We start from the raw sequence: 17,241 nt of genomic DNA, 5'->3' as shown, positions 1-17,241 counted from the left end.
TATCCAAAAGCGAACCGCATAAATGGATGACCAATTAGGGGAGACACTGTCTCAGGGCCATAACGAAAACCCTCGGCGAATTGCGGGACGCCGACACGGTCAGCGCCCTGCTCCGTACGCCAACCACCCGGAGATGCCCCCCATAAGGAGCGCCACGGCATCCAGACCTTCCGGCGCCGGCCCCGGACCGCGTATGGTTGTCGATGCGATGACCAACGTCTGGGACCTGACCGAGCGCCTGTACGTCGATCTGCGATGCCAGGCCAGCGGCAGCTGTCGCACCCTGCCGCCCGGCTGACACGCCGCCTCACCGCCCGGCTGACACGCCGCCTCACCGCCCGGCTGACACGCAGCCCCGGCTGACACGCCTCCCCGCCGAGACGCTGAGACGCCGCTCCGCCGAGACGCCGCTCCGCCGAGACGCCGCTCCGCCGACGCGCCGGAACCCGACATCCGCGGGCCGCGTGGGCCCGCCCTCCTCCCTTGGACGTCCCATGGTTGCTGCTCTGCGCAAGATCCCCTTCTCCGCCCAGATCCTGCTGGGCCTGGTACTCGGTGTGGCGCTCGGGTACCTGGCCCGCGCCGGCCATGTCACCTGGCTCGGCGCCACCCTCCACACCGTCGGCAATCTCTTCGTTCAGCTCCTCAAGCTCGCCGTGCCACCGCTGGTGTTCACCGCCCTGGTGGTGAGCGTCGTCGGCCTGCGCGGCGTCACCAACGCCGCCCGGCTGGCACTCAAGACCCTGCTGTGGTTCGCCGGTACCGCGCTGGTCGCGGTCGCCGTCGGTATCGGCCTCGGACTGCTGGTCGACCCCGGTCGGGGCGTCACCGTCGACCTCGGCAAGGCCACCGCGCCGAAGACGACCGGCTCGTGGACGGATTTCCTCACCGGCATCGTCCCGACCAACCCGGTCGGCGCGTTCGTCGAGGGCGACGTCCTTCAGATCGTCTTTCTCGGCATCGTGGCCGGCGCGGCGGCGCTGCTGGTAGGCGAGTCCGCCGAGCCGTTCGTGACCCTCAACCGGTCGGTCCTGGCGATCGTGCAGAAGGCTCTCTGGTGGGTCATCCGCCTCGCCCCGATCGGCACGCTCGGCCTGATCGGGCACGCCGTCAACGCGTACGGCTGGGAACTGCTCGCTCCCCTGGCCAGGTTCACCACCGCCGTGTACGTCGGCTGCGCGATCGTGCTCCTTGTGGTCTACCCGGTCATCCTCGCCGTCGCGGGCCGGCTCAACCCGCTGCGCTTCTTCGCCGGTACCTGGCCCGCGATCGAACTGGCCTTCGTATCGCGCTCGTCAGTGGGCACGATGCCGGTGACCCAGCGCTCGGTCGAGCGGCTCGGCGTCCCCGGTGAGTACGCCGCGTTCGCCGTGCCGTTCGGCGCGACCACGAAGATGGACGGCTGCGCGGCCGTGTACCCGGCGCTGGCTGCGATCTTCGTCGCCCAGGTCTTCGGGGTACCGCTGCGACCGGTCGACTACCTGCTGATCGCATTCGTGTCCGTGGTCGGCTCGGCCGCGACGGCGGGCCTGACCGGCGCGCTGGTGATGCTGACCCTCACGCTCAGCACGCTGGGCCTGCCGCTGGCCGGCGCCGGACTGCTGCTCGCGATCGACCCGATCCTCGACATGATCCGGACCGCCACCAACGTCGCCGGCCAGGCCCTGGTACCGACCGTCGTCGCGGCCCGCGAGGGCATCCTGGACCGGACCGCGTACGACGCGGCCGGCCGGCGCCGGTTCGACGAGCTGGCACCGGCCGCCGAGCCTCCGACGCCGACCGGCGAGCCGGAGCCGACGCCCGCCTGACCGTCAGCCGGCTGAGGCCCCGGCCTCATCTGATGACGCCCGAGCGGTACCGGCTCGATACGTCGCAATTCCGGCTCGTCACAGCGTCCCGGGCGGCGGTCGACCGTCCCGGGCGGTGGTCCGCGGCCGGTATGACCACCACCGCCTGCGGGCTTGGCGGCGTAGCGTCAGCGGCGTGACGTCAGCGGACCGACGGGCGGCGCCGGCCGGGGCCGACGGCGGCTCGGGGACCGACAGCGGTTCGGGGGCCGACGGCGCAGGGGTTGACGGTGCAGGGGTTGACGACTCGGAGATCGACGGCGCGGGGATGACCGGATCGGCGATGAACCGGACGGCCAGGTCGGCCAGTGCGGCCGCGGTCTGGTCGACCGGGGCGAGGGGCAGCACGATGTGGCTGACCACCAGCCGGATGATCGACTCACCGCCGAACGCCACGGCGTCGGCGGGCAGCCCCGGTAGCCGGTCGGCCACCCACTCGCCCAGGACCGCCGTCGCGGCGGCGAGCACCCGCTCCGACCGGGTCGTCAGGTACGGCAGGAGCGGGTCCGCGCCGTCCCGTGCGCTGGTGAGGATCGCCTTGATCAGCGGGTTGCCGGCGGCCTCGGTCAGCACCCGGAAGATCGCGGCGTGCGCGGCGGTCCGCACATCCTCGTGGGCATAGAGGGCGTCGCGCACGCCGGCGACGAACCGGTCGGTCTCGGCCTCCGCGAGCGCCTCGGCCAACCCCGCCTTGCTGCTGAACTCGTTGTAGACGGTCTGTCGACTGACGCCCACCCGGGCGGCGACGTCGGCCATGCGTACGGCGTCCCAGCCGACGGCAACGGTGAGGTCGCGGGCGGCGTCGATGATCGCCTCTCGCATCCGCTGGCGGGCGGTGTCGCGATACCGGGCAGTGGTCTCCATCCTGAGCCGCAGTCTAGTGGCGCCGGCCCGCATGGACCCGAGAGCGCGCTCCGTCCAGCTTCTTTACGTCGATCGGTGTTTTGTCAAAGCAAAGTCTTGTCAAACCAATGTGACGCGTGTGACAGTCATCGACACACTTCGAGTGATCGGAGACTTCGGCATGGCGCGACAAGGCGGGACACGACTCGACAGGGCACGACACGACGGGGCGCAACAAGACAGGGAGCCGCGGTCCGGCCCGGTCCCCCGGCTCGCCTGGCACGACAACAAGAGGTACCTGTGGCCGCTGGCCCTCCTCGTACCCACCCTCCCGTTCGGCGGGCTCGCGCTGTGGCACGCCACCGACTCACCGCTGGCCTGGTGGCTCGCCCCGGTCATCGTCTTCGGCGTGATTCCGCTCTTCGACGTGCTGTTCGGCGACGACCGGGAGAACCCTCCCGACGAGGCGTTCCGCGACCTGCAGCAGATCCGCTACTACCGCTGGATCACCTATCTGTACCTGCCGGTCCAGTACGTCGCCCTGGTCGTCTGCTGCCGGGTGTGGATCGACGGGGGCCTGAGCGTCGTCGGCGCCGCCGGCCTGGTGACCACCCTCGGCATCGTCAACGGCATCGCCATCAACACCGCACACGAACTCGGGCACAAGCGGGAGACGGTGGAGCGCTGGCTGTCGAAGGTCGCGCTGGCGCCGACCGGGTACGGGCACTTCTACGTCGAGCACAACCGCGGTCACCACACCCGCGTGGCCACCCCCGAGGATCCGGCCAGCGCCCGGCTCGGCGAGAGCTTCTGGGCGTTCTGGCCGCGTACCGTCGTCGGCAGTCTCCGCTCGGCCTGGCGGCTGGAGACCAGCCGCTTCCGGATCCGCTCGCGCAGCCCGTGGACGTACCGCAACGACATCCTCAACGCGTGGGTCATGACCGTCCTGCTGTTCGCCGCGTTGACCGCCGTGTTCGGCGTGGGCGTCCTGCCGTTCCTCGCCCTCCAGGCGATCGTCGGGTTCTCGCTGCTCGAAGTGGTCAACTACCTGGAGCACTACGGCTTGTGCCGACAGCGCACCGCCGCCGGCAGGTACGAGAAGGTCGACCCGCGGCACAGCTGGAACTCCGACCGGATCGTGACCAACGTGTTCCTGTTCCAGCTCCAGCGGCACAGCGACCACCACGCCAACCCGCTGCGCCGGTACCAGACGCTGCGCAGCTTCGACGTGTCGCCGCAGCTGCCCGGCGGGTACGCGACGATGATCGTCGCCGCGGTCCTCACCCCGCTGTGGCGGCGGATCATGGATCCGCGGGTGATCGCCCACTACGGCGGCGACCTCACGCTGGCGAACGTGCACCGGCCGGCGCTGGAGCGGTTGCGTGCCCGGTACCCGCGCGGGCCGCAGGCCGAGCACGCCGAGCGCCCGGAGCCGGCAGCCGCGCCGTCGCCGGGAACCGCCTGACCTCCACGATCGCCACGCGACCCGTGATTGCCACGCACCCATGACCGCCCCGCGTGGCAAGATCATCACAACTTCCGGGAACTTGTGGCCTCAGGCACCTCCCGAGACCACAACGTCCCGGAAGTTGTGCCGATCATGGCCCGGCACCGCCCCGCTCAGCGCCGGCCCGGGCACCGGCCCGCTCAGCGCCGGCACAGCAGCGCGCCGGGCTCGCGGCCCGGGGACCAGATCCACGCGCGGTAGGCGACCCCGACGACGTACTCGCCCTCGGCGCACTGACCCTTGTAGTGGCCGACCGCGAAGTCACCGCCCGGACCACCCGCCGGCCGGCCGTCGCCCCGGTCGAACCAGACCGTCCGACCCGCGCCGCCCGGCTCCACCCCCACCTGCCCGCACAGTACCGTCGACAGGTCGCCGCCGCGGACCGCGTACCCGACGGCGACCTGCCCCCGGGGGCACTGGAGCTTGGTGAAACCGTTTGCCCAGTCGACGTCCACGTACGACTCGTCGCGGACCACCGTGTAACCCCCGACCGGGGCCGGAGACGGCCCGTCGACGCACAGACCCCGGTTGCCGGTGTGGCTCAGGCCGGCCAGCCGCTGCCCGTCCGGGCAGGACGCCTTGCGGGCGCCGGGGTCCCAGTCCGGCACCGTCCGCATGCGCAGTGACTGGTTGAGGTCGCCGTGGTCGAGCGTCAGCATCGACCAGGCCCGTACCGGCGCCACCGGCCCGGTCACGCCGTCGCTGGTGACCAGCCGGCGCCAGTCGTCGGCGCGCCAGTCGTCGCCGTCGTACAGGCCCATCCGGTTACCGGCCGCGTCCCAGTGCATCAGCGCCCAGCCGTTGCCGTGCCGGTTGTCGTGCCAGCCCACCAGCGGCCAGTACGCGAAGTCGAGGTCGGTCGCGACCAGGTAGTCCACGAAGTTGTGGAACCACGCGCGCGAACGCTGGTCGGTGTTGTCCCGGCCACCCACCCCGAACTCACTGACCCACACCGGCGCGGTGAAGTGCCGGTCACCGTCGAGCGCGACGTACGCCGCCTGCCGCCGTACCGTGTCGAACAGTTCGTCGCGGGTCAGGTCCTGGTAGCGCGGGTCGTGGGTCTCCCCCACCCCGGTCGCGCCGCTGTGGTTGGGGCCGGTGTACCCGTAGAAGTGCGCCGAGTACACGAGCTTGTGCGACCGGACCAGGGTGTGCGACAGCCGGGCGACCGGCTCGAGCGTCGGTCGTCCGTGCGGCAGGCCGTCCACCGGCAGCCCGGTCCAGTTGATGCCCTCGATGATGATGAGCAGGTCCGGGTTGGCCTCGGCGAGGATACGGTCGCCGGCCCGCTGGGCGGCGGCCTGCCAGTCGTGGTTGTCGCCGAGCCCCCAGTTCGGGTCGTCGAGGACGCTGCGACGTACCTCGTTGTACAGGTCGGCGCCGACCACCCGGGTGTTGCCGGCGTACCGGCGGGCCATGAACAGCCAGTCGCTCTCCCACTGTGCGTCGCTCTGGCTGGCGTTCCACCGCTCGTTGCCGTCGACCCCGCAGCACCACCTCGAGGTGTTGGTGTGGTTGTTGAGGATCACCGCGAACCCGTCGGCGGTCAGGGCCCGGACGGCCTCGTCGTACACCTGGAGCGGAGTCTTTCCGCGGAGTTGCGGGTTGGCCCGCACGGAGGCGTCCGGCACCGGCCGGGGATCGCGGATCATCTCGTTGGAGAACTGGAGCCGAACGCTGTTGAGGCCGAGCTCATGGAAGCTGGCGATGATGTCGGCCATCGGTGCCCGGTCCAGCCCGAGCGGCATCTGGTCGGACTTCTCTCCCGCGTGATGGTTGGCGGGATCATTGACGTCCCCGCTACCGTTCCAGGTGCCGCTGGCACCATGCCAGTTGCCCGACTTCAGCTTGAACCGGTTGCCCCGGGCGTCGACGACGTACCGTCCCCGGGTGCTCAGCGGGCCGGACCAGGAAGCGGCCAGATCCGCGGCCGCGGCGCGCGGGTCCGGCACGGCGGCCCGGGTCTCGGCGCGTGGGTCCGGCACGGCGGCCCGGACCCCGGCGGACGCGGAGACGACCGACCCGCCCACCGCCAGCAGGACAGACACGGCCAGCAGGTACCGCGTCGACGTGCGTGCGAACAACCTGGTCACGAACCACCACCTTCAACCGGTCCCGGAGCACGGGAGACAACCGATCGTAGATGTTCGATGCCTACGCCGGTGCCCCCGCTGCCGTGCCGATTCCCCGCCACCGTACGGCGCGGGGCTGGCGGGACGGGCGGCTCTGACGGGACGGACGACTCTGACGGGACACCGCGCAGCGGTCAACAGGTCAGCAGGTCAGCAGGTCAGCAGGTGACCCGTAACGCCGACACGCCCAGGTGCGCACCGTCGCGCCCGGGGCCGAAGTCGATCCCGCGGGTGACCATGCGCACGGACAACCGGCCGGTACCGCTGGCGTAGCTGCCGGCGGGTACCCAGCGCCCCTGGTTGCGCATCTGGTCCACGTCGAACCGGCCGATCGGAGCACCGGTGGCGTCGTCGGTCGCGTACACGAAGTAGGTGGCGGGAGCGCCGGCGGCGTCCAGTGCCCGGCCCGTGGCGGGTACGTGCGCCTGCACCGCACAGGAAGCCCCGCCAGATACCCGGAACCGCCACACGATCACGTTGTCCGGGTCGTCGACCTTCGGGTCGCCGGACATGGGTACCGCGATCATCCGCCCGGCACAGCCGTCGCCGGTCCAGCCGCCGCTCGCGCGGTCGTACCAGTCCCGGGCCCTTCCCTTGGCGAAGAACCCGCTGGCGTCCGACTGTGGACAACTCTCGCCGGCCACGGCCGTGAAGCGGGCCGGCCGGGCAGACGCGGAGGCTCCGCCGCCGGGGCCGGGCGAGGCGGGCGAGGCGGGCGGCGGCGTCACCGTGCCGTCGGATACCGGTGGTGCGGCGGTCCCGGCGGCCAGTGGCGGTTCCTGTCCCGCCGGCGGGAGCGGCACGAACAGGCCTCCGCTGGCGGCGACCGCGGTCGGCCGGGGCGGGTCGAGCACCGACCGGTCGTCGGTGTCGGGCCAGGTGGCGGCCAGGACCGCGGCCAGGACCAGGAGAGCCGCCACCGCCGCCAGCACCGCGCGGGTGCGGTCCGCCGCGACAAGCCACGCCGCATGGCGCGGCCCCGATCGCCGCGGCCTCGATCGCCGTGCCGCCGACCACCACAACGCCGACCACCACGACACCAGCGGCCCCGGTCGCGGACGTGCGCCCGGGGGACGCCCGGGCGGATCCGCCTGCGGTCCTGCCACGACCCTCCCGACGTCGGACGACGATGTCCAGCGGCCGCCGGGGATCGATGGAACCGTCCGGCCGGACCATCCCTTACTTCTATCTATCAATGCACGGTAGGTCAATCGCCCAGATCGTGTCCGGCCGGCGCCATACGGTGACCACCGTCCTCGACCCGCGCCCTCCCGGCCGCCGCGGACCGGGTGTCGCGGTCCACCGCCGCGACTCGGATGTCACCGGCCACTCCCTCTCGTACCACTGTGGACGACCTCCGTCCCGGCGTCTGGCGCGGGCAACGGTCACAGGGACCGGATCACCCGCGCCGGGTTGCCGGCCACGACGACGTTCGCCGGCAGGTCCCGGGTGACCACGGCACCCGCGCCGACGACGCTGTTCTCCCCGATCGTCACGCCCGGCAGCACGATCGCTCCGCCGCCCAGCCACACGTTGTCGCCGATGGTGATCGGTTTCGCCGCTTCCAGCTTCGCGCGCCGGGGCCCCGGCTCCACCGGATGGGTCGGGGTCAGCAACTGCACGTTGGGGCCGATCTGCACGTCGTCGCCGATCGTGATGGTGGCGACGTCGAGCGCGACGAGCCCGAAGTTGGCGAACGTCCGCGCTCCGATGTGGATCTGGTAACCGTAGTCGCAGCGGAACGGCGGCCGGATCTCCGTACCCTCACCGATCGAGCCGAGCAGTTCCAGCAGGATCCGCCGACGCTCGTCGGCTGCCTCCGCCGGGCTGGCGTTGAACGCCGCACTCAGGCGCATCGCGCGCAGGCTGTCGGCGGCCAGTTCCGGATCGTCGGCGATGTACAGGTCACCGGCGAGCATCCGCTCGCGTTGGGTACGGCCCTCGGTGTCGGGGAAGGTTTCCATGTGTGCAACGTATGCACCGGAGGCCACCGTCGCACGGACAGCCCGTATGCAGGGACAACCCTGCACACGGGGTGACCGTACGCACGGGCCGTCGCCCTCCCCTGGCGTGCGGACGGTGCCCGCCCCCGGCCGCGGTGGTGGGCGAGGTCGGCTGAACCGGGCCGTGGCCAGGCGCCTACGTTGGAACCTAGGACACGCCGGAGGACAGGAGGACCGGCAATGGACTACCAGGGTTTCGTCACGACCGTCGAGCAACTGGGCGGCATCCCGCGCGACAAGGCCATGGCCGCTGCCTGCTCGACCCTCAACACGCTGGGCCAGCGCGTATCAAAGGGTGAGCTGGACGATCTCGCCGCGGGGCTGCCGCAGGAGCTGCGGCCCTGCCTTCGACGCGAAGGTCCCACCGCCACCTTCGGTGTCGACGGTTTTCTCGATCGCATCGCCGCGCACCTGGGCGCCGACCGGGAGGCCGCCGACCGGATCGCACGAGCCGTCCTCGCCGCGACGTGGACCGCGGTCGGCCCCAGAGAGTTCAACGACATGGGCTCGGAGCTACCCAAGGACTTCTGGCCCCTGCTGGAGGCGGCCATGCTCGAGGCACCGCCCCGGCCGGGGCCTGACGACCCCCGGTACTCCGGACAGCGGTTGTCCCTCGACGAGTTCCTCGACCGCGTGGCTCAACACACCGGGCTCGACCGTGCCCAGGCACGCAAGGCCACCGAAGCGGTACTCGAAGCCCTCGCCATGCGCGTCACCGCCGGCCAGATCAACGACCTCAGGCCGTTCCTGCCCGGCGAACTGCACGCCGCGCTCGACCGGGGGATGGTCCTCAGCCGGGGACAGGCGATGCCACTGTCACTCGAGGCGTTCCTCAACCACGTGCAAGCGGCTGAGGGCATCCGCAGTCCGAAGGAGGCCTCCCGGCACGTCCGGGCCGTGCTGGCCGTACTGCGGGAGGCGGCCGGCGAGAAGGAGTTCCAGGACACCGCCGCGCAACTCCCCGAGGAGTACCTCGCCCTGGCCAGGTGATCGCGTCCGGCGGCCAGCGCGACCGACCATCGGCACGGCGCCGCCGCGACCCTTCCCCGGCGGGAGGCGCTGCGGCGGCCGGGCGACGCCAGAACCGGCCGACGTCAGAACCGGAAGCCGCTCACCAGCGACCGCGGCTGTCCGGAGACCTCCGGGACCTCGTCGGCGGCCCACTGCGCCTCCATAACCGACTCCGTCGTGGCCTTCGCGACGGCCGCCACCCCGACGATGTTCTCGGCGATCTGCGGCGACCCGGCGGCCGCCTCGGCGATGTTCTCGGCGATCTGCGGCGACCCGGCTTCGCCTCGGCACTGCAGTACGTGACAGACAGGGGCCCGCTCCGCCACGGCGGCGTACGAGCGGTCAGACTGCCGGCGGTGAGCCGGTGGACACCGCGAGCGGGGTTATCGTGACAAACCTCGGGAAGACGACCCCGGGAAGGGCGTGTCCGACAGCTGGGGCGTCGAAGATGCTACCGCTCTCTCCGCCGAGGTGGTCGTCATGGCCAGACGTACAGTGGCCGACCAGTTCGTCGAGATCCTGATCTCCGCCGGTGTACGGCACATGTACGGGGTGATCGGCGACAGCCTCAACCCGGTCACCGACTCCATCCGCCGGCACGACGGCATCGACTGGGTACACGTGCGCCACGAGGAGAGCGGCGCCTTCGCCGCCGGCGCCGAGGCGCAGATCACCGGCCAGCTGTCGAGCTGCGCCGGCAGCGCCGGGCCCGGCCACGTCCACCTGGTCAACGGCCTCTACGACGCGCACCGGAGCATGGCGCCGGTGGTGGCGCTGGCCGCGCACATCCCGAGCACCGAACTGGGCACCGGGTACTTCCAGGAGACCAACCCCGCCCAGTTGTTCGCCGACTGCAGCTACTACCAGGGGGTCGTCACGAAGCCGGAGCAGATGCCCCGGGTGGCCCAGACGGCGGTCCAGGAGTCCCTGGGCCGGGGCGGGGTGTCGGTCGTGGCGCTGCCCGGTGACGTCGCCGGCGAACCGGCGAGCGGCGCGTACCTCGAGCACACCTACCGGCTCGGCCAGCGGCCGGCGGCGCGCCCCGCGGAGGCGGTGATCGAGGAGTTCGCCGGCCTGGTCGACCGGGCCCGGCGGGTGACCCTGTTCTGCGGTCGCGGTGTCGCCGGCGCCCACGACGACGTGATCGCCCTCGCCGCGAAGCTGAAGGCCCCGATCGGGCACGCGCTGCGCGGCAAGGACTGGATCCAGTACGACAACCCGTACGACGTGGGGATGAACGGGTTGCTCGGGTACGGCGCCTGCTACGAGGCGATGCAGGAGTGCGACCTGCTGATCATGCTCGGCACCGACTTCCCGTACGTGCAGTTCATGCCGACGAAGCCGACGGTGGTGCAGGTCGACGTGGCCCGGGAGCGGCTGGGCCGCCGCTCCCGGCTCGACCTCGGCGTGTGGGGCGACGCCGGGGAGACGGTCCGGGCGCTGCTACCCCGGGTCGCCGAGAAGACCGACCGGGCGTTCCTGGACCGGATGCTGCGCCGGCACCGGGAGCTGATGGAACGGGTCCACGCGTACGCGCACGGGGTGGAGGGGCGCCGCCCGATCCATCCGGAGCAGGTCGCCTCCACCCTCGACGCGGTCGCCGACGACGACGCGATCTTCACCGTCGACACCGGGATGTGCAACGTGTGGGCGGCCCGCATGATCCGCGCGACGGCGGGCCGGCGCATGCTGGGGTCGTTCAACCACGGCTCGATGGCCAACGCCCTGCCACAGTCGATCGGCGCCCAGCTGCCCGACCGTGACCGCCAGGTCGTGGCGATGTGCGGGGACGGCGGGTTCGCCATGCTGATGGGCGAGTTCCTGACCCTGCTCCAGTACGACCTGCCGGTCAAGATCGTGGTGTTCGACAACGGATCCCTGGCCATGGTGGAGCTGGAGATGCTCGTCGCCGGCCTGCAGCCGTACCAGACGCAGCTGAAGAACCCCGACTTCGCCGCCGTGGCACGGGCCGCCGGCGCGAACGGTATCCGGGTCGAGGACCCCGGCGACGTGCGGGACGGGCTGCGGGAGGCGCTGGTACGTCCCGGCCCGGCGCTGGTGGACGTGGTCACCGATCCGAACGCCCTGTCCATACCCCCGAAAATCACTGCGGATCAGGTCAAGGGGTTCGGCATCGCCTTCAGCAAGATCGTACTGTCCGGCGACCTCGACGCGGCCCTGGAGATGGCCCGCAGCAACATCAGGAACCTGCCCCGGCCGTGAGCCGCGGTCAGGACGGGTCGAGGGCCCGCCGGACGGTGGCCAGCAGCACCACCTCCGGGATCGGCTTGCTGAGCAGGCTGACCTCGGCCGGCAGGGTCTTCTGCGTGGTCAGCAGCGGTTCGGCGTAGCCGGACATGTACACCACGCGCAGGTCGGGATGGTCGACCTGAAGTTGCCGGGCCAGGTCGTGGCCGGCCATCTGGGGCATGACCACGTCGGTGAGCAGCAGGTCGATACGGCCGACGTGGTGCCGGGCGGCCTCGATCGCCTCGGGCCCGTTGGCGGCGGCGACGACCCGGTAGTTGTGGCGCCTCAGGATCCGTTCGGTCAGGGTACGGAGGTTGTCCTCGTCCTCGACCAGGAGCACGGTCTCACCGCGCCCGGTCTGCGCCACGGCCGCGGCGGCCGGTTCGGCGGTGGTGCGGTCGCCGGTACCTGGCAGCAGGACGGTGACCGTGGTGCCCACGCCGGGCTCGGAGTAGATCTGGACGTGGCCGCCGGCCTGGGTGACGATGCCGTAGATGGTGGCCAGTCCGAGTCCGGTGCCCTGGCCTTTGGGCTTGGTGGTGAAGAACGGCTCGAAGGCGCGTTCGACCGTGTCGGGGCTCATGCCGGTACCGGTGTCGCTGATTCGCAGCCGGGCGTAGCCGCCGAGGCGGGTGCCGGGGTGGTGGGCGGCATAGTGCTCGTCGATGGTGACGTTGTCGGTGTCGATGACCAGGGTGCCGCCGGTGGGCATCGCGTCGCGGGCGTTGACGGCGAGGTTGACGAGTACCTGTTCGACCTGGCCCGGATCGGCTTTGACCGGTAGCAGGCCCGGGGCCAGCCGGGTGCGCAGTTCGATGTCCTCGCCGAGGGTACGGCGCAGCATCTTCTCGATGTCGACGACGATCGTGTTGAGGTCGAGGATCTCGGGGTTCACCACCTCACGGCGGGCGAACGACAGCAGCTGGCGGGTCAGTCCGGTGGCCCGGTCGGCGGCGCGCAGCACCTGGGTCAGGTCCTCGTGGACCGGCTGCCAGCGGGCGTCGTCGCGGGCCGCCTCGGCGAGCTCGTCGGCGGCGAAGGTGGCGTAGCCGACGATGATGCCGAGCAGGTTGTTGAAGTCGTGGGCGACGCCGCCGGCGAGCTGACCGAGGCTCTCCAGGCGCTCGGACTGGCGCAGCCGCCGCTGCAACTGCTCCTTGTCGGTGACATCCTCGATGACCGCGCAGCGGGCGGGTGCGCCGTTGAACGACAGGGCATGGGAGGTGCCGACGACAATAATGACCGAGCCGTCCTTCTTGACGTGCCGCACCGGCCCCACCCGGTGGACGACCGGTAGGTCCGCGACCTCCTCCACCAGCGCCGGACGGTCCTCGGCCAGCCGCAGGTCGGGCAGCGTCAGCGTGAGGAACTCCTCCCGCGGGTACCCGTAGTGGGCCACGGCCGCGTCGTTGACCTCCAGGAACGCCAGGGTCCGCTGATCGACCACCCACATCGGGTACGGGTTGCTGTCGAACAGTTGGCGGTAGCTGTGCTGCGACGCCTGGGCGGCCTCCTCGGCGCGGCGGCGTTCGGCCAGTTCGTGGCGTACCGCTCCGGCGAGCGCGGCGAAGTCCTCGGCCAGCGCGCCCACCTCGGCCGGGCCGCCGGTTTCGGTGCTGACCCGTCCCGCGCCGGCGTCGGCGGTCGCGGCGCGCACCGCGGCGCTCAACCGGCCGATCGGGCGGGTGATGCGCCGGTACAGGACGAACGCCGCGGCCAGCGCGACGACCAGTTCGGCCAGTACGACCAGGAACTGGCGCTGCCCGATCTGTCGGGCCGAGGCGAGCGCGTCGGACCGGTCGGCACCGGCGTAGACCCGCCATCCGGCCCCGTCGACGTCGGCGTGACCGTACAGCCGGACGTCACCGGTGACATCCGGGTGTTCGCCGTTCGCTCCCCCGGTACCGAAGGGCGTGCCGCGCAGTGTGGCACCGGTCCACCGTGCCGGGTCGAGGGACCGGGTCAGCACGGTGGCGCCGTCGGCGGTGGTCACCACGAACTCCAGGTGGCGGGGGCCGCCGTAGTACTCCGCCAGTACCGGCCCGAGCCCGCGCAGGTCGACGAACCCGGCCATCACCCCCAGCCCGGTGACCGGCACCGTGATCAGCACGGCGGGGTGACCGGTTGCCGGGTCCGGCACGGGCGCGGCGAGCACCGGTTCCTGTCGGGCGCGGGCGAGCCAGTCCGCGCCGGCGTACCCCTGCCAGCCTCCGGCGTTTCGGGGCCGCGAGGAGCACGCCACGGAACCGTCGGCGCGCAGCAGGTCGACGTGCCCTGCCTCGGCGGAGTCGCCGGGCAGGTCGAACGACAGCGCGCAGGTGCGGGGGTCGGCGTAGACCTGGCCGACGTTTGGGTTGGCCGCGACCTGGGCCACGCTCCGGCGTACCGACGCGACGGTCGTGCCCAGTTCGTCGGCTGCCATCCGGGCACCGAAGGACGCGTCGGCCCGGGCCGCGCGCAGCGCCTCGGCGCGCGCCTGCGCCAACCCGTACCAGGTGCTGGCGCCGGCGCCGACGACCAGCAGGACGACCATCACGATCAGGTACCGGTGCAGCGGCCAGCCGTGCTCCCGGCCCGTCCCGGAACGGCGCGCTGACGGCGCGCTCGTACCTCCCTCGGGGCTGACATCCATCCACCGACTCCTCGACCGTGCGACCGTGCGCACGAGTCCGACACCGGTACGTACCACCCGGTGTCGGACTCGCCCGTTCATGCGTGTGTACATGGTAGGTGCGTGATGTGCCCCGAATGCCGGGGCTCCGCCACGCCGCGCGGACGAGGTCGCCCGCGCGGGCAGCCGCCGGTGCGCGGGTAGGCGGAGCCGCCGGTGCGCGGGTAGGCGGAGCCGCCGGTGCGCGGGTAGGCAATGGCGGGCCGCCGATGCACTCCGACCTACCGTGCGCACCCGGTGACGATTACGGTGACGTTCCGTACCTGGCCACATACTTTCCGTGCCAGAACGAGGGGAGCCGTCGTGCCCATCTCCGCCACGCCGTCGGACACGCCCGCGTCACTCGACGCGTCCGCGCCACTGGATGCACCCACGTCACCGCCCCTGCCCACATCACTGGACACGCCCTTTCTGGACGTCACCGATCCCGAATTCCGGTTCGACTCGCCCGCGGTGACCGAGGCCCGCGAACTGAGCTGGTACGCCCTGACCCCACTGGGCCTGATCGTCCTGCGGTACGCCGAGGCACAGGAGGTGCTGCATGACCGCCGTTTCGCCCAGAACGGCGAGCGCTATCTGGCACTGCAGGGCATCACGGACGGTCCGCTGTACGACTGGTTCGTCCCGATCATCCTGCACCGCCAGGGCGAGGACCACGCCCGGCTGCGGCGCCTGGTCAACCGGGCGTTCGCCCCACGCGTGATCGAAGGGTTGCGCCCGTTCATGCACGAACGCGCGACGCGGCTGGCCGACCGGATCGCAGAAGCGGACGACTGCGAGTTCATGGACGCCTTCGCCGACCCGCTGCCGGTGGCGGTCATGTGCGAGCTGCTCGGGGTACCGGCCGAGGACTACGAACTGTTCCGCCACTGGTCGACCGACATGGGACTGGTCTTCAGCTTCAACCTGGCCGAGTGCCGCGACCGGGTCGAGGACGCGGTGGTCGGGCTGCACGGGTACCTCGACGAGCTCATCGCGCAGCGCCGGGCGCACCCGCACGACGACCTGCTGTCGGCGCTCGTCACCGCGGAGGAGGCCGGCGATCGGCTCAGCACCGAGGAACTCCGCAACCTCGCCGTGACGCTGGTGTTCGCCGCCCACGACACCACCCGCAACCAGCTCGGGCAGGCCATGGTGGCGTTCGCCGCGCACCCGGAACAGTGGCGGCTGCTCGGCGACCGGCCCGACCTGGCACCGCAGGCGGTGGAGGAGGTCATGCGCTGGGCACCATCGGTGCCGGCGGGCTTCCGGTTCGCGTACGAGGACGTGCAACTGCACGGGATACCGGTCCCGACGGGCACGTTCGTGCTGGTGTGCGGCCAGTCGGCCAACCGGGATCCGCGGGTGTTCCCCGGCGGCCACCGGTTCGACATCACGCGCCGGCGGGAGGTCGGGCACCTCACGATGGGCGGCGGGCCGCACTACTGCCTGGGCGCGGCCACCGCCCGTGCCGAGATCGCCACGTCGCTGCGGGTGCTCGCCGAACGGTTCGAGGCGCCGACCGTCACCGGCCCCGTGGCGTGGCGCCCACCGACCGGGCTCTACGGACCGGAGCGTCTACCCCTGCGATTCCCGCCCCGGTAGCCGCCCGGCCCCCGCGACACCCGGCCTTGGCAGGCGCCCGGCCCCCGCGACACCCGGCCTTGGCAGGCGCCCGACCCCCGCGACACCCGGCCTTGGCAGGCGCCCGGCCCGGCAGGCGCCCGGACATCGTCTGGCCCCGTCCACATCCCCCGCACACCGGACAGAACCACCCATTGCCCAAAATCGATGAGTACCGAAGGTGGGGAGTCGTCCGCTTTAGCCGATCTACGGAACATGTATTTACTCTTTTCGATTGATTGTCGAGGGTGGCAGCATCTGGCCTACCGGCAAGCGTTCAATCCCGAACGCCCCGCGTGGACTCCCCCCGGAGGTTCGCGTGAGACTCACAAGGTCCTCACTCCGCCACGCCGCACTCACCCTCGCGGCCGCTGGACTGGTCACCGGCGTGCTGGCCGTCCCGTCCCTGGCCCAGGCCGCCCCGGCCGCCACCATGACCGCGGCCAACGCCGACGCCGCCCAGCGACTGGCAGACCGGCTCGGCGCCCGCTCGGCCGGCTCCTACCTGGACTCGACCACCGGCAAGATGGTCGTCACCGTCACCGACGACGCCGCCGCGCAGACCGTCAGCACCGCCGGCGCCGTGCCGAAGCTGGTCAGGTACGGCTCCGCGCAACTGAACAGCGCAACCGCCGAACTCGACCGCACCGCCAAGATCCCCGGTACCGCCTGGGCGGTGGACCCGCAGTCCAACCAGGTCGTCGTCGAGGCCGACAGCACCGTCACCGGCGCCCGGCTCGACCAGCTCAACGCCACGGTGGCCCGGCTCGGCGGTACCGTCCGCGTCGTCCACATGCCGGGCACCCTGAGCACGCGGATCTCCGGTGGGGACGCCATCTACACCGGCGGGGCCCGCTGCTCGCTCGGCTTCAACGTGCGCAGCGGCAGCACGTACTACTTCCTGACCGCCGGCCACTGCACCAATATCGGCTCGACCTGGACCAACGGCAGCACGACCCTGGGCACCCGGGCCGGCACCAGCTTCCCGGGCAACGACTACGGCATCGTCCGGTACACCAACACCTCCGTCACCGTTTCCGGCACCGTCGGCTCGCAGGACATCACCAGCGCCGGCACCCCGGCCGTCAACCAGACCGTGTACCGCCGAGGCAGCACCACCGGCACTCACAGCGGTCGGGTCACCGCGCTCAACGCGACCGTCAACTACGCCGAGGGCAGCGTCTCCGGCCTGATCCGCACCACCGTCTGCGCCGAGCCCGGCGACAGCGGCGGCTCGCTCTACGCCGGCACGACCGCGTACGGTCTGACCTCCGGCGGCAGCGGCAACTGCTCCTCCGGCGGCACGACCTACTTCCAGCCCGTCACCGAGCCGCTCAGCGTCTACGGCGTGAGCGTCTTCTAGACCGGGTTCCGC

At 71.6% G+C, this 17,241-nt stretch carries 12 protein-coding genes; 6 read left to right on the top strand and 6 right to left on the bottom strand.

What is annotated here, in order from left to right; all coding sequences use genetic code 11:
• Positions 1–506: 506 nt before the first annotated feature.
• On the top strand, positions 507–1,808 hold the full coding sequence (locus tag ACNTMW_RS05280) for a dicarboxylate/amino acid:cation symporter (protein WP_426632507.1): 1,302 nt from the start codon (positions 507–509) through the stop codon (positions 1,806–1,808).
• A 78-nt stretch (positions 1,809–1,886) separates the two neighbouring features.
• Here ACNTMW_RS05280 and ACNTMW_RS05275 read toward each other — a convergent pair whose 3' ends face one another.
• Positions 1,887–2,711, bottom strand: a complete 825-nt coding sequence (locus ACNTMW_RS05275; RefSeq protein WP_426632224.1) for a TetR/AcrR family transcriptional regulator — start codon at positions 2,709–2,711, stop codon at positions 1,887–1,889.
• 118 nt (positions 2,712–2,829) lie between these two features.
• Here ACNTMW_RS05275 and ACNTMW_RS05270 point away from each other — a divergent pair, with 118 nt between their 5' ends.
• Complete coding sequence (locus ACNTMW_RS05270; protein WP_426632223.1) at positions 2,830–4,155, top strand: alkane 1-monooxygenase; 1,326 nt, start codon at positions 2,830–2,832, stop codon at positions 4,153–4,155.
• A gap of 182 nt (positions 4,156–4,337) precedes the next feature.
• Here the strand turns inward: ACNTMW_RS05270 and ACNTMW_RS05265 are convergent, their stop codons facing one another.
• The 3 genes from ACNTMW_RS05265 to ACNTMW_RS05255 all read right to left on the bottom strand — a co-directional run bounded on the left by ACNTMW_RS05265 (position 4,338) and on the right by ACNTMW_RS05255 (position 8,293).
• Positions 4,338–6,290: a glycoside hydrolase family 5 protein gene (locus ACNTMW_RS05265; RefSeq protein WP_426632222.1), complete on the bottom strand. Its 1,953-nt coding sequence runs from the start codon at positions 6,288–6,290 to the stop codon at positions 4,338–4,340.
• A 197-nt stretch (positions 6,291–6,487) separates the two neighbouring features.
• Positions 6,488–7,249: a hypothetical protein gene (locus ACNTMW_RS05260; RefSeq protein ID WP_426632221.1), complete on the bottom strand. Its 762-nt coding sequence runs from the start codon at positions 7,247–7,249 to the stop codon at positions 6,488–6,490.
• A gap of 465 nt (positions 7,250–7,714) precedes the next feature.
• A complete protein-coding gene (locus tag ACNTMW_RS05255) occupies positions 7,715–8,293 on the bottom strand; it encodes a sugar O-acetyltransferase (protein WP_426632220.1) in 579 nt (192 codons plus the stop codon).
• A 219-nt stretch (positions 8,294–8,512) separates the two neighbouring features.
• Between ACNTMW_RS05255 and ACNTMW_RS05250 the strand changes: the two genes are divergently transcribed.
• Positions 8,513–9,322 (top strand): DUF2267 domain-containing protein, encoded by an 810-nt coding sequence (locus ACNTMW_RS05250; protein ID WP_426632219.1) that lies wholly within the window; start codon positions 8,513–8,515, stop codon positions 9,320–9,322.
• Between the two features lie 104 nt (positions 9,323–9,426).
• Here ACNTMW_RS05250 and ACNTMW_RS05245 read toward each other — a convergent pair whose 3' ends face one another.
• Complete coding sequence (locus ACNTMW_RS05245; RefSeq protein ID WP_426632218.1) at positions 9,427–9,669, bottom strand: hypothetical protein; 243 nt, start codon at positions 9,667–9,669, stop codon at positions 9,427–9,429.
• Positions 9,670–9,823: 154 nt separating this feature from the next.
• Between ACNTMW_RS05245 and ACNTMW_RS05240 the strand changes: the two genes are divergently transcribed.
• A complete protein-coding gene (locus ACNTMW_RS05240) occupies positions 9,824–11,566 on the top strand; it encodes a pyruvate dehydrogenase (protein WP_426632217.1) in 1,743 nt (580 codons plus the stop codon).
• 7 nt (positions 11,567–11,573) lie between these two features.
• Here ACNTMW_RS05240 and ACNTMW_RS05235 read toward each other — a convergent pair whose 3' ends face one another.
• Complete coding sequence (locus tag ACNTMW_RS05235) at positions 11,574–14,225, bottom strand: ATP-binding protein (RefSeq protein ID WP_426632216.1); 2,652 nt, start codon at positions 14,223–14,225, stop codon at positions 11,574–11,576.
• Between the two features lie 342 nt (positions 14,226–14,567).
• Between ACNTMW_RS05235 and ACNTMW_RS05230 the strand changes: the two genes are divergently transcribed.
• Together ACNTMW_RS05230 and ACNTMW_RS05225 are read left to right on the top strand one after the other, a co-directional pair.
• Positions 14,568–15,848, top strand: a complete 1,281-nt coding sequence (locus tag ACNTMW_RS05230) for a cytochrome P450 (RefSeq protein ID WP_426632215.1) — start codon at positions 14,568–14,570, stop codon at positions 15,846–15,848.
• Positions 15,849–16,185: 337 nt separating this feature from the next.
• Positions 16,186–17,229 (top strand): S1 family peptidase, encoded by a 1,044-nt coding sequence (locus ACNTMW_RS05225; protein ID WP_426632214.1) that lies wholly within the window; start codon positions 16,186–16,188, stop codon positions 17,227–17,229.
• Positions 17,230–17,241 lie beyond the last annotated feature (12 nt).

It is taken from the genome of Planosporangium spinosum, from assembly GCF_049999945.1.
Classification (GTDB): Bacteria; Actinomycetota; Actinomycetes; order Mycobacteriales; family Micromonosporaceae; genus Planosporangium; species Planosporangium spinosum.
Note: the sequence above shows the minus strand (reverse complement) of the source record. Positions and strands in the feature narration are given on the sequence as shown.